This window comes from Candidatus Photodesmus blepharonis (assembly GCF_000731795.2).
Taxonomy (GTDB): domain Bacteria; phylum Pseudomonadota; class Gammaproteobacteria; order Enterobacterales; family Vibrionaceae; genus Vibrio; species Vibrio blepharonis.
Genome location: NZ_JGVK01000009.1, coordinates 35,027 through 49,022, shown reverse-complemented (window position 1 = coordinate 49,022; position 13,996 = coordinate 35,027). Strand labels below are relative to the sequence as shown.

Genomic DNA, 13,996 nt, shown 5'->3' with positions numbered 1-13,996 from the left:
CTATGTCGCTTAAAATATTAGCCATCGCTATACTCGACACTCTATTAAGTAAATCAATTAACAACAATCCAGAATTGATCGTTCGTTTATTGCCTTTGAAAGGTAAAGTTATTCAAATTCACGCTAAAGAGTTTAATTCAACCCTAACCTTTTTATTCAACCAAAAAATTGATATTTTAGGTAATTACGAAGGCGAATCTGACTGTTATTTAGCACTTGATTTTTCTGCTTTAATACAGTTGCTTAAACAAACTGATGCTATTAATCTCATTAAACAAGATAAAATCTTATATAGAGGCAATATTCAATTAGCACAAAAATTTTTCCAACTAGTGATAGATTGTAAATTGCATGATGTAGAAGAGTGGCTCTCTTATGCTGCCGGTGATGTAGTTTCTCATACTATAGTACAAAACCTGAAAAGCCTTATTTTTTTTATCCAAAAACGAATGGCTAAGAACCAAAATTATCTCTCTCAATTTTTTTCCGAAGAACAGAATTTTTTTCCTGCTCCTCTAGAAATATCCTATTTTTTTGATCAAATTGATCATATCAAAAACAAAGCCACACATCTTGAAATGCGATTGAGTAAACTACTGGAGAATACATGATTCCAACGGAGCTTAAACGATTTTATTACATCATCAAAATTCATCTTGAATACGGTCTAGATGAACTGTTATCAAAACATCAATGCACCAGAATACTTTTAGTACGAAGAGCTTTATTTTGGGTTCAAAACCAACATTCTGATAAATCTTTAGGTGATAGATTATATCTGGCATTACAAGAACTCGGCCCAGTTTGGATTAAATTTGGTCAAATGATATCAACTCGTCGGGATCTTTTTCCTGCGCATATTGTTGATCCTTTATCTCAGTTACAAGACAAAGTGCTTCCGTTTGATGGTTTCATTGCTAAAAAACAAATAGAACAAGCGTTAGGTGGTTCGCTAGAAAATTGGTTTTCTCATTTTGATGTTACGCCGTTAGCTTCCGCTTCAATTTCTCAAGTTCATACTGCTCAGTTAAAAGAATCAAATCGTGAAGTAGTACTAAAAGTGATTCGTCCAAATGTTCGATCTATAATTGATTCTGATCTCAAATTAATGCGTTGCATAGCGAAAATCGTACAGAAAGCACAACCTAATAAAGTGCACCGTTTAAGACTTCTTGAAGTATTTTGCGAGTACGAAAAAGTATTGCTTAATGAGCTTGATTTACGCCGCGAAGCTGCCAACACGATGCGGTTGCGCCGCAATTTTAAAAACAGCGCAGAACTTTATATACCAGAAGTTATTCTTAAGCATAGTAATGAAACTGTAATGGTTTCCGAACGTGTACATGGAATTCATGTTTCTGACATTAAAAAAATAAAAAAAAATGGAACTAATATGCAATTACTAGCGGAACGTGGAGTACACATATTTTTTACTCAAGTGTTCAGAGATAATTTTTTCCATGCCGATATGCACTCTGGCAACATACTGGTTGATACGACAAATCCTGACAATCCTAAGTGGATTGGACTAGACTGCGGTATTGTCGGTACTCTAAACAACGATGATAAACGCTATTTAGCCGAAACTCTCCTGGCGTTTTTTAATCGTGATTATCACCAAGTTGCACAGCTACATATTGACTCAGGTTGGGTCCCATATCAAACTGATGTTGATGAATTTGAATTTGCTATCCAGATCGTATGCGAGCCTATTTTTGCGAAGCCTTTGTGTGAAATTTCTTTTGCGTATGTGCTTTTAAGCCTGTTTAGTATAGCACGCCGTTTCAATATGGAAGTCCAACCTCAGTTAATTTTATTGCAAAAAACCTTGTTATATGTAGAAGGATTAGGCCATCAGTTATGCCCACAACTCAATTTATGGAAAACAGCTAAACCGTTTTTAGAAAAATGGATGAAAGAGCAGACTGGAGCACAAGCAATAATCAACGCAGTGAAAGACCAAGCACCCTTTCTAGCCAAACAACTACCTCAATTACCACAATTACTTTTCATAAGTCTGAAACAAATCAAAGAAATAAATCAGCGTATAGATCAACTTTGTCAAAATTACCGTCAAAGCAAACGTCGGAGAACAACAGGGAAATTCTTGTTCGGAACTGGAGCTATTTTAGTAATATGTTCGATACTATTAATGAACAATTCATATGAAGAACAATTATCTATACTTAGTGGTGTTGTAGGTGTCACGTTTTGGCTTCTTAGTTGGAGAATTTATCGTCAATAGTATAGAATTACTAACGTTGATCTTTCTTACGTTAGCATACAGGAGGAACGCGCGTGAGCGGTATTAGTATTTGGCAACTTCTTATTGTTTTTGTAATTGTTATATGTCTCTTTGGAACTAAAAAATTACGTGGTATTGGAAAAGATTTAGGCGATGCAGTTAAAGCCTTTAGAAATGCAACAGACGAAAATATTATGACCAATAAAAAAGACATAAATGAAGCCGAAATAAGCGAATATGAGAAGTTACAACTTGATAAAAAAAATAAAGGATAGAACTAGCACGTGTTTGATATTGGTTTCGGAGAGTTAGCATTGATTTTTTTTATTGGATTGGTAGTTCTTGGTCCAGAAAGATTTTCCTGCATAATCCGGAAAACATCTGAATTCATGAGCGCAGCAAAAGATACGGTAAACAGTATTAAGCGTGATCTTATATATGAACTTCAAATTAAAGAACTACAAAAAGATTTGAACAAAGCAGAACAGATGGAAATGAAAAATTTACCCCCTAAATTAAAATCCTCGGTTGAAAAGTTAAGAAAAATTGTTCAGGACATCCATCAACCCTATTCAAACAAAGTTAAATACAAAAACGTAAATAACAGAGAGAGTTAATTATCTTTTCCTTTCGTTATAATCGGGTAGATTACCATGCCTTCAACAACTCCTGCGCAATCTCTTCTCGGTCACTTACTAGAGATACGAAACCGGCTACTTAAGTCCACTTTTTTTGTTATTGTCGTGTTCCTAGGCTTGTCTTATTTTTCTAATGATATCTATGAACTTATTTCAGCACCACTAGTGGAACGTCTTCCAGAAGGTACAACTATGATTGCAACAGAAATAACTTCCCCTTTTATTATTCCATTGAAATTAACCTTCACTGTATCTCTCTTTCTATCTATGGCGTTTATTCTATATCAAATCTGGGCATTCATTGCTCCAAGTTTGTATAAATATGAACGTCACTTGATTATACCACTAATGTTTTCAAGTTTGTTATTATTCTATTGTGGTGTAGCGTTCGCGTACTTTTTAATTTTCCCGTTAACGTTCAATTTCTTTGCGGGAATTTCTCTTGAAGGAGTAAAGTTTACAACCGATATTTCAAGTTATCTCGATTTTGTTTTAGCACTATTCTTTGTATTTGGTATAGCATTTGAAATTCCTGTAATAATCGCTTTACTATGTTGGACAGGTTCCATAAATCCGAAGAATTTAAGAAAAAGACGTCCATATGTAATAGTTATCGCTTTTATTATCGGAATGGTACTAACACCACCAGATATAGTTTCACAAACTTTACTAGCCATACCGATATGTTTACTGTTTGAAGTAGGCCTATTACTTTCGCATCTTTATTACGTACGGAAGCGATGAAGATAAAGCAAACGCGAAGATATTCCTAATTTTTGACGGTGTTTTAAATTTTAAATAATCGTTTAGCATTAATCGTAGTAATACTATCCACTTCTGACAATGCTATTTCATTTAGTTCAGCTACGCGATTTGCTATTAGTTGGATGTATGCAGGTTCGTTGCGCTCACCACGATGAGGCGCTGGAGCTAAATATGGACAATCTGTCTCTAACACTACATAGTTTAAATCAAGGTATGGAATAACCCTATCCATCCCACTGTTTTTAAATGTTGATATTCCGCCCAAACCCAAATGGAAACCCAGATCGTTTATTTCCTTAGCTTCTATTACGCTGCTTACAAAAGAGTGAAAAACACCGCTGAGAGAACCATCCTGTTCCTTACTAAGAAGCGCTAAAACCTCCTTAATAGAATTACGAGCATGTATAACTACTGGTAAATTCATTTCTTTTGCCCAATTAATCTGCGTAATAAAAGCCATCTCTTGTTCTGCATAGTTTTTTTTACGATACAGATCTATACCTATTTCGCCTACTGCAATAAAACTATGCCTGCAAAGATAAGTATACATGGTCGCTAAAGACTTCCTAATATTCTGATCCACATAACATGGATGCAACCCTATCATAGGATGACATACCTCTGAATAAGCTGCTACAACTTGCAACATTGGATCAATAGAATTTAAACTGATGTTTGGTAACAAAATTTTATCAACACCCTTTTTTAGAGCACGCTTAACAACCTGAGTGCGATCACTTTTAAACTCAGCAGAATATATGTGGGCATGAGTATCAATCATCGCTGCTTCTCCAGTCTGTTTATTATATGATGATCATTATATGATGAAAGTTCGTGTTAATTCATATTTATTTTTTTGTTGATTATTCTAACACCTAACACTAGAGTGATAGGATCGAGTTAAATCATTTGCTCACAAGGAAAATCGAATGCCTATATCTGTACAAGGATGCTTCCCTAATCGACGTATGCGTCGCATGCGTAAGCATGACTTTAGCCGTCGCTTAATGGCGGAAAACCAACTGTCCGTGAACGATCTAATTTATCCAATTTTTATTTTAGCGGGAAAAAACCGACGTGAGGCAATACAATCAATGCCAAATCTTGAACGTTTATCTATTGATTTAATGCTTGAGGAAGCGCATTATCTGGCAAACTTAGGTATACCTGCTGTTGTTTTGTTCCCCGTAATTGATCAAAGTAGAAAAACCCCATCTGCAAGAGAAGCTTACAATCCAGACGGACTTGTTCAAAATGCAATTCGTTCTCTAAAAAAACACGTTCCTAACATCGGTGTTATCACTGATGTAGCACTTGATCCTTTCACTATACATGGTCAGGACGGAATCCTTGATAAAGATGGCTACGTACAAAATGATGAAACCACGGAAGTATTAATAAAACAAGCGCTTTCTCACGCTAAAGCTGGAGTCGATATTGTATCGCCTTCTGATATGATGGACGGTCGTATTAGCAAAATCCGTGAAGCACTAGAAAGAGCAGGATATATCCATACTCAAATTATGGCCTACTCAGCAAAGTATGCTTCTTCTTACTATGCTCCGTTCCGCGATGCGATAGGTTCCACTCTTAACCTTCAACATCGAAGTAAAAAAGACTATCAAATGGATACTGCAAACAGCAACGAGGCTATCCATGAAGCCGCAATGGATCTGAATGAGGGCGCTGATATGATCATAATCAAACCAGGCATGCCATGTTTGGACATCGTATATCGGATAAAATCTGAACTACAAATTCCTACATTCATTTATCAAGTATCTGGTGAATATGCTATACATAAAGCTGGTATTCAAAATGGCTGGTTAAAAGAACGTGAAATCGTCTTTGAATCTCTGCTATCTTTCAAGCGTGCTGGTGCTGATGGAATTCTAACTTACTTTGCTAAAAGTGCAGCAGAATGGTTGCTTGAAGACAATGCTAAAACAGGTCAATATTTAATTAAGTAATTATTATCATAAATGATACATGAATACTAATACTCATCATCTCATTGGGAAAAAAAGTAAGTAAATTGACTTTTAAAGCTTGTACCGTGAAATAAGTTACGCATATTTGATAGAATCTAGTTTAGTTACTATGATCTTCAAACAGAAAACAAATTTACATTTATAATTCTTTGGATATCAGAAGAGTATGGCCAGTGTTCCAAATAATCCGCTAATTCTAATAGATGGCTCTTGTTACCTTTATCAAGCATTTCACGCCTATCCAGAAAGTATGAATAATGGGGAGATTCCGACTAATGCTCTTTACGGCGTACTCAATATGCTACGCAGCACAATGCTTAAAATTTCATCTGAACGCATTGCCGTGATTTTTGATGCAAAAGGAAAAACTTTTCGCAATAATATATACCCAGCATATAAAGCTAATCGTCCAAGCATGCCAGAAAATCTCCGTTGTCAGATAAAACCGTTGCACAACATAATTCGTGCTATGGGTTTACCGCTTATTTCCATTTCTGGTGTAGAAGCAGATGACGTCATTGGAACTTTAGCAACTCAAGCGTGTAACATTGGTATCCCAGTTGTTATCAGCACTATTGATAAAGATATGTCTCAATTAGTCAATGAGAATATCTTTTTAATAAACACAAAAACTAATACTATTATCGATCGCAAAAATGTGGTAAGAAAATTTGGTATTCCACCAGAACTTATCATCGACTATTTAGCACTAGTAGGAGATAAAATTGACAATGTCCCAGGTGTGCCAGGGATTGGCAATAAAACTGCAAGAGCTTTATTACAGAAAATTGGTGGATTAAAAAAACTGTTTAATCATCTAGATGACATAGAAACACTCAATTTCCGAGGTTCTAAGACTATAGCTGAAAAATTAATAAAGAATAAGGATAGCGCTATGTTGTCTTATGAACTTGCAAGCATTAAATTAGATGTAAAGATAGCAGAAACTCCTGAATCACTTATAAAAACCGCTCCCCATAAGGAAGATCTTCTTAAGTTATATAAACAATTGGCCTTGAAATCATGGTTTAATGAACTAATTGAAAACAAATTAGATTCTAAAGTCATATCAAATAAAAAAGTTAAAACCCAAACCATATTGCTTAACAATAACACAGCTCATATCAGCACCTCAAAAACCACTTTGGAACATAACAGCAACTACCAAACTATCCTTGACAAAAACGCGTTCCTGGAATTACTTAATCAATTGAAAACCGCAGATATATTTTCCTTTGACATGAAGGCTGATGACCTTAACTATATGATCTCCAACCCAATTGGTTTTTCATTTTCAACTGAAGAAGGAATGGCTGCTTATATTCCTGTTGCTCATGATTATCTTAATTCTCCGAAACAACTCAATAGTGCCTGGGTTCTAAGTCAACTTAAACCTATTTTAGAAGATGAGAATCAAGCTAAAGTAGGACACAACATAAAAAATCACGTAAATACATTGGCACGCTATGGCGTTAAACTACGAGGAATAAAACATGACACTATGCTGGCATCTTATGTGTTAAATACTGCTGATAGACATAACATAGATAGTTTAGCACACAGATTTCTGCAATATCGCTGTATTCCATTTACTCAAATTGCAGGTAAAAAAGGAAAAAAACAACTCACATTTAATCAAGTGAACCTTAGATGCGCAACACAATACGCAGCAGAGCGCACTGATCTAATACTACGCCTACACAAACATATTTTAAATAAAATAGAAAGAAATGAAAAACTACAAAACATTTATCAAAATATAGAAATACCACTAATCCTTGTGCTCTCACGTATCGAATGTACTGGTGTTCTTATTGACAATACATTACTCACAACCGAATCAGACAAAATTAAGATTCAACTTAATGAGTTAGAACAAAAAACATACGCAATAACAAAACAAAAATTCAATATAAACTCATCTAAACAACTCCAAATGATCTTATTTGAAAAAATGGGGCTTCCAGTACTTAAAAAAACTCCCTTAGGCATGCCATCAACCAGCGAAGAAGTGCTTCAAGAACTAGCTCTAAATTATCTATTACCCCAATTAGTATTAAAGTACCGAAGTTTAGCAAAATTGAAATCAACCTACACAGATAAGCTGCCAAAAATGATTCATCCTAAAACAGGCCGAATTCATACCTCTTATCATCAAGAAACAACAATAACTGGACGCTTATCTTCAACTGATCCAAACATACAAAATATTCCAGTACGTAATAAACAAGGTCGTCGTATCCGTCAGGCGTTTATCGCACCACATGGATATAAAATTCTTTCAATTGATTACTCACAGATTGAACTGCGCATCATAGCACATTTATCGGGTGATAAAACATTGTCTGATGCGTTTAAACAAGGGAAAGATATCCATACAGCAACTGCAGCTGACATGATAGGAATCAACATAGAACAAGTTTCTTCTAAACAACGCCAGCATGCTAAAACTGTTAATTTTGGTTTAATTTACGGAATGAGCGCATTTGGACTGTCTAAACAACTTCATATACCTTATAAAAAAGCTCAAGAATATATAAATATCTACTTTGAACGCTATTCTGGAGTCATGAAATATATGGAAGAGGTATGTATTACTGCTTTTGATCGAGGGTTTGTTGAAACTGTTTTTAAACGTCGTGTATATTTGCCTAGAATGAAATCTAAAAACAATATATGTAAAAAGGCAGTTGAACGTATGGCTATTAATGCGCCAATACAAGGAACAGCAGCTGACATAATTAAAAAAGCAATGTTACTTGTTGATAAGTGGATACAAGATGCAGGTTGTAATCGTATCAAACTACTAATGCAAGTACACGATGAACTTGTATTTGAAATACAAGAATCAGCTTTAGATGAAATGACATATAAAATACAACAATTGATGGAGTCCGCTACAAAACTAAATGTTCCATTGATTACTAAGGTTGGATATGGCGACAACTGGGATCAAGCCCACTGAAATATATCTAATTAATTCTTCGAATGCTCATAACACTATCCCGTGGAATTAATAATAAATCAATAAATGCCAGTGTCATTATTTGCTCTTTTTTAAAAAATATGGTGAAAACCAAGTGTCAAGCTTATCACGTAAAACCTTAATTCCATATCCTCTTGAAGAAAAGACATCAACTTTTATATCTCCGCCAAAATTTAATATAGCTGATCGAACATTTAACAATCGAAATTTGCGCATACTATTTTTCAATTTATCTGCTTTACTAAGTAGTATTTGAACAGGAACTCCGTGCTTTAATGCTAACAAAAGAATCCTTTTATCCGAAGATTTCAAAGGATGACGAATATCCATTAAAATCACTAACCCTTTTAAACAACGACGTTTTTTTATATATTCCTCTAAAGATTTTTGCCATTTCCCTTTCACTGATAGAGGAACTCGAGCAAAACCGTATCCCGGTACATCCACAATACGACAATCTGCATAAACCTTGAATAAATTTATCAGTTGAGTGCAACCAGGAGTTTTACTAATTTTTGCTAAATTTCTTTGGTTAGTTAAGCAGTTTAATGAGCTCGATTTTCCTGCGTTAGAACGTCCAAAAAAAGCAACCTCGATTCCTTTATCTTTAGGTAAATGATATATACTGGGAGCACTTAGGATAAAACGCGTATTAGGGTAATGAATTTTTACACTCATGTTAGTTTTCTATAAATAGACTTCATTCTAATCAATCGATTACTTCTATGAAATAGCGTAGAATAGCTTTAACGGGAAAGCTCTTTTAGATTGTACCATAGTCAAAAATATCTGACGACAATAAAAACTTAAGAACGGATAAAATCCCATGAAAAAATTCGCCTTGATTTTAAATCTCTTTATCAGTTGCTTTATTTTAGCCAGAGAAAGTGTTGAAGCTGGTAAAATAAAATCTGCAATATGCAGCGCATGTCATGGTGTGGACGGTAACAGTCAATTGACTATGTACCCTAAACTCGCAGGACAGCATGCAAAATACATAGAAAAGCAATTGAAAGATTTCCAGCTTAGTATGAAAAGCAATGGTGAGTCAGGTCGTGCTGATCCAGTGATGGGAGGAATAGCGATATCCTTAAGCACTCAAGATATAGCTGACCTAGCCGTTTATTATTCTTCACTCAAAATGTCCTTTTCAACTACATCTGATAACGCCATCGATAAAGGGAAAATATTATACACAGCAGGAGATCCAAAACGAAGTTTAACCGCTTGCATTGCTTGTCATGGACCACGCGGTAATGGAACGAAACTTTCTGGATTTCCAAAAATCTCTGGACAACATCCTGAATATCTCAAAACGCAGTTACAAAAGTTTCGCAGTGGTTCTCGAAAACACGATATGATGCAAGATATTTCTAAAAAGCTGACTAACGAAGATATCAGTATCTTATCTGAATACATCAGTGGATTGCATTGATATCAAATAATAAGATACTAGTTAACTAAAGCAGCCATAAACAACATAACAATTATTGACTAAAGAATAACAACATGATTGACTGCTCCATGCAAACTCAAAGTTTTAGAAGAACTATAGTACATACTAGCTATGACAGTGTATTTCCTTATCTTGAATTATCAAAATAATAGTTATAAATGGAAAATATGATGACGCCTGAACCATCTTCACCCAACCATAGCACTACATGGGATAGAAAAGTTCTAGAAAAGTATAATTACTCTGGACCTCGTTATACCTCTTATCCAACAGCGTTAGAATTCCGTGAAATAACTGTCAGAGATTACAACATGGCATGCGCTCAACAACCTCAGCGTCCTCTTTCACTGTACATCCACATTCCTTTTTGTCGTAAACTATGCTATTACTGCGCTTGCAATAAGATCATTACTTCTCATTCAAAAAAAGCAATTCAGTATCTTGCTATTTTAGAGAATGAAATCCGTCAGCGCGCAATTTTACTAAAAGGACGTCAAGTTGCACAATTACATTTTGGTGGTGGTACGCCAACATTCTTATCCCAACGACAGATTGCCCATTTAATGTCAATTTTACGTGATCTGTTTCAATTTGAAGAAAAAGCAGACATTAGTATTGAACTTGATCCACGTGAAATTGAACTTTATAGGATTGATCAGTTATATAGTGAAGGATTTAATCGCTTAAGCGTCGGAATTCAAGATTTCAATAAAGAAGTACAAAAATTAGTTAACCGTGAACAAGATTCTGAATTTATCATCACTATGATAAATCAAGCGAAAAAAACAGGTTTCAATTCAATAAATCTAGATTTAATCTATGGTTTACCTAAACAGACAGCAGTGTCTTTTTCAGAAACTCTAGATAAAGTAATTGATGTGCAACCGAACCGGATTTCCATATTCAATTATGCTCATATACCGAGCCTGTTTGCAGGACAGTGCAGAATTAAAGATGAAGATTTGCCAATAGTAGAAGATAAAATAAAAATTTTACAGAACACTATCACTATCCTAACTAAATCAGGTTATCAATTTATCGGCATGGATCATTTTGCTCAACCAGATGATGAGCTAGCGATCGCACAAAGGAAAGGTGTTCTTCATCGAAATTTCCAAGGTTATACAACTCGAGGAGAATGTGATTTAGTTGGTTTCGGTGTATCTGCGATATCAATGATTGGAAATATGTATGTGCAAAATCAAAAAGAACTCAAAAAATATTATACTCAAATGGATAGCGTATCTCACGCTCTATACAAAGGTATCCTTTTAGATGATGATGATTTATTGCGTCGCAAAATCATCCAACAATTAATTTGTAACTTCACGCTAGACAAAAATGCGATCGAGGCTGAATTTAAGATAGAGTTTGATCAATATTTTAAAAAAGATCTAAAATTGTTACAAACCTTCATTACGGATGAACTAGTAAAAATAGATGACGAAAAAATTTATGTCACTTCACGTGGACGTCTGCTTATTCGTAATATCTGCATGTGCTTTGATAAGTATTTACGTAAGAAAAACCACTGTGAAAGGTTCTCTAGGGTAATATAACCAACCCTATCACATGGATCATGTATCCAACACTCAAATCTAGAAGATAGTTTAACATTTAAGTACTCATACTACATTTGAGCTTTTTTCCCCTCCAGCTTTGATTCTATTCGAATAAGCTTTTCTTCCATTTCAGTTAATTTCTTTCGAGCACGTAATAAAACCTGTGTTTGAACATCAAACTCTTCTCGGCTGACAAAATTCAACTTATTTAGTTGACTTTGAAGCATTCGACTAATTTTTTGATCTACATCTATTCCTAGTTCTTTTACTGACGTTGGAATGTAATCATGAATTTGTTTAGCAATTTGCTCTAATTTTCTTGAGTCAAACATATTAAATGAAACTCCCTCCCTTATCGAAAATAAGTAGTAATCACTGCTATTTCGTGAAACATTTAGACACGAAACAAGAAATGGAACTATCATTCTAGAAATCCATTATCTAACCAAGTCTTAGTATAGTCACAATTGAAGATTAATACCAATAATATTCCATTATACATAAGGATAATAAAATGCTGAACTCCATTTCAGATCGTGTTAACGCTATGCGTATTTGGCTCAAAAACCACAATTATGGTGCCATAATTGTGCCTCATGAAGACGAGTACCTGAATGAATACTTACCCACTCATAATGAACGATTACGTTGGCTAACTAATTTTAGTGGCTCTGCGGGTATGGCAGTGATCACTAATAACAAAGCAGCGATTTTTCTTGATGGACGTTATGTCGTTCAAGCACATCACGAAGTTCCTTCTGAAATATTTGAATGCTATCATGTAGCTGAACAATCTGCATTAAACTGGATATTAAAAAATGTTACTCATACCTCTAAAGTGACAATTGATCCACATATGCATAATTCATCATGGTTAGATTATGCACAGATAACACTTGCAAGCACACATAATTTAACAATTTTAAAATATAATCCCATTGATAAAATTTGGTATGATAGACCAAGTGCGACAATTTCTGATATTCAATTAATGAGTATTCAGTCAGTTGGAAAGTCCTGTTTGAAAAAACGCGATGAAATTGCAGATTTAATTAAAAAAATGGGTGCTGATAGCGCAATCATAACAGCGTTGGACTCAATATGCTGGCTACTTAATATCCGTGCTTTGGACATACCACGATTACCTGTGCTGCTATCCCATGTTATTTTACACAATAATAGTAATGTCGAATTCTTCTTAAATTCTAAACGACTGCCGAAAAAATTCAGAGAACATGTAGGTCCTGGCGTAACTGTTTATGCTCCTGGACTAATCCAACAACGCCTTGAGACACTTTCAGGAAAACACATACTAGTTGATCCTAAAACAAGTAATGCTTGGTTTACAATAGTGCTTAAAAAATCGAATGCAAGCATAGTGAAATCTTCAGATCCATGCTTAATACCCAAAGCCATTAAAAATAAAGCCGAAATCGCAGGGATAAAAACCTGCCATATTCGAGATGGAATAGCAATGATACATTTTCTTGCATGGTTAGACGCTGAAATTTCGATTGGTAATCTACACGATGAAGCACTACTCGCTAATAAACTCGATAGTATACGTAAACAAGATCCGACCTTCAAAGATTTAAGCTTCGATACTATATCAGCAGTTGGTCGAAATGCTGCAATGTGTCATTACAATTATAAGACTCAAAGCAAACCAAGTCAGCTTACAAATAATACCATGTATCTAATAGATTCAGGTGGTCAATATTTATATGGCACTACCGACATCACACGTACTGTTGCAGTAGGAAAACCTAGCAAAACAATGATAAAGCAATTTACGCTTGTTTTAAAAGGTCATATTGGAATTGCTCAAGCTAAATTTCCGAAAGGTACTTATGGTTATCAAATAGACATTTTAGCTCGTCAACACCTTTGGTCTGAAGGCTATGATTATGAACATGGTACTGGCCATGGTGTCGGCCATTTTTTAAATGTGCATGAAGGACCACAACACATTTCAAAAAATAGGAGTAGCGTACCCTTAATGAAAAATATGGTTGTTTCAAATGAACCAGGATATTATTGTAATTCTTTTGGCATTCGAATTGAAAATCTAGAGCTAGTTGTAGAGTTGCCAACAAAAGGTGATTTCCCGGTGTTGGCATTCGAAACCCTAACTTTATGCCCCATTGATAAACGCAATATTAACCTTAAAATGCTAACTTCCAGTGAACTTTATTGGCTGAACAATTACCACAAAAAAGTATGGAAAAAAATCAACCCATTTGTTAAAGATGATGTTAAACAATGGCTTAAACAGGCTACTGAACCACTAAAGACAACTGAAAATTAAATCCTAGTTTTTCATTTGAAGTTTCACGTGAAACATTGAATATAT

The 13,996-nt window shown here is 34.8% G+C and carries 13 protein-coding genes; 10 read left to right on the top strand and 3 right to left on the bottom strand.

The window, feature by feature from the left end; all coding sequences use genetic code 11:
- Positions 1 to 2: 2 nt before the first annotated feature.
- From CF67_RS01810 to tatC, 5 genes are read left to right on the top strand one after another with little or no spacing between them, the layout of a single operon-like run.
- Entirely contained in the window at positions 3 to 611 is a 609-nt protein-coding gene (locus CF67_RS01810; RefSeq protein ID WP_034413638.1) for a ubiquinone biosynthesis accessory factor UbiJ, read from the top strand.
- The gene (ubiB, locus tag CF67_RS01805) at positions 608 to 2,245 is read left to right on the top strand and encodes a ubiquinone biosynthesis regulatory protein kinase UbiB (RefSeq protein ID WP_034413635.1); all 1,638 of its coding nucleotides are present in this window, start codon (positions 608 to 610) and stop codon (positions 2,243 to 2,245) included. Before CF67_RS01810 ends, ubiB begins: the two co-directional genes overlap by 4 nt.
- Positions 2,246 to 2,298: 53 nt before the next feature.
- On the top strand, positions 2,299 to 2,520 hold the full coding sequence (tatA, locus tag CF67_RS01800; RefSeq protein ID WP_034413631.1) for a twin-arginine translocase TatA/TatE family subunit: 222 nt from the start codon (positions 2,299 to 2,301) through the stop codon (positions 2,518 to 2,520).
- A 9-nt stretch (positions 2,521 to 2,529) separates the two neighbouring features.
- The gene (tatB, locus tag CF67_RS01795; RefSeq protein WP_034413627.1) at positions 2,530 to 2,862 is read left to right on the top strand and encodes a Sec-independent protein translocase protein TatB; all 333 of its coding nucleotides are present in this window, start codon (positions 2,530 to 2,532) and stop codon (positions 2,860 to 2,862) included.
- 36 nt (positions 2,863 to 2,898) lie between these two features.
- Positions 2,899 to 3,627 (top strand): twin-arginine translocase subunit TatC, encoded by a 729-nt coding sequence (tatC, locus tag CF67_RS01790; protein WP_034413624.1) that lies wholly within the window; start codon positions 2,899 to 2,901, stop codon positions 3,625 to 3,627.
- Positions 3,628 to 3,670: 43 nt separating this feature from the next.
- Here tatC and CF67_RS01785 read toward each other — a convergent pair whose 3' ends face one another.
- Positions 3,671 to 4,429, bottom strand: coding sequence for a TatD family hydrolase (locus tag CF67_RS01785; RefSeq protein ID WP_034413622.1), 759 nt, complete (start codon positions 4,427 to 4,429; stop codon positions 3,671 to 3,673).
- A 148-nt stretch (positions 4,430 to 4,577) separates the two neighbouring features.
- Between CF67_RS01785 and hemB the strand changes: the two genes are divergently transcribed.
- Positions 4,578 to 5,618, top strand: a complete 1,041-nt coding sequence (hemB, locus tag CF67_RS01780; RefSeq protein WP_034413618.1) for a porphobilinogen synthase — start codon at positions 4,578 to 4,580, stop codon at positions 5,616 to 5,618.
- A gap of 187 nt (positions 5,619 to 5,805) precedes the next feature.
- Positions 5,806 to 8,604: a DNA polymerase I gene (gene polA / locus CF67_RS01775; RefSeq protein WP_034413616.1), complete on the top strand. Its 2,799-nt coding sequence runs from the start codon at positions 5,806 to 5,808 to the stop codon at positions 8,602 to 8,604.
- Between the two features lie 78 nt (positions 8,605 to 8,682).
- Here polA and yihA read toward each other — a convergent pair whose 3' ends face one another.
- Positions 8,683 to 9,303, bottom strand: a complete 621-nt coding sequence (gene yihA / locus CF67_RS01770) for a ribosome biogenesis GTP-binding protein YihA/YsxC (protein ID WP_034413613.1) — start codon at positions 9,301 to 9,303, stop codon at positions 8,683 to 8,685.
- Positions 9,304 to 9,451: 148 nt separating this feature from the next.
- Between yihA and CF67_RS01765 the strand changes: the two genes are divergently transcribed.
- The gene (locus CF67_RS01765; protein WP_034413610.1) at positions 9,452 to 10,060 is read left to right on the top strand and encodes a c-type cytochrome; all 609 of its coding nucleotides are present in this window, start codon (positions 9,452 to 9,454) and stop codon (positions 10,058 to 10,060) included.
- A gap of 191 nt (positions 10,061 to 10,251) precedes the next feature.
- Positions 10,252 to 11,640, top strand: coding sequence for an oxygen-independent coproporphyrinogen III oxidase (hemN, locus tag CF67_RS01760; RefSeq protein ID WP_034413607.1), 1,389 nt, complete (start codon positions 10,252 to 10,254; stop codon positions 11,638 to 11,640).
- A 71-nt stretch (positions 11,641 to 11,711) separates the two neighbouring features.
- Here hemN and CF67_RS01755 read toward each other — a convergent pair whose 3' ends face one another.
- Positions 11,712 to 11,975: an accessory factor UbiK family protein gene (locus CF67_RS01755; protein WP_034413689.1), complete on the bottom strand. Its 264-nt coding sequence runs from the start codon at positions 11,973 to 11,975 to the stop codon at positions 11,712 to 11,714.
- Positions 11,976 to 12,157: 182 nt separating this feature from the next.
- Here CF67_RS01755 and CF67_RS01750 point away from each other — a divergent pair, with 182 nt between their 5' ends.
- Positions 12,158 to 13,951 (top strand): aminopeptidase P family protein, encoded by a 1,794-nt coding sequence (locus CF67_RS01750; RefSeq protein WP_034413605.1) that lies wholly within the window; start codon positions 12,158 to 12,160, stop codon positions 13,949 to 13,951.
- The last annotated feature ends 45 nt before the right edge of the window (positions 13,952 to 13,996 follow it).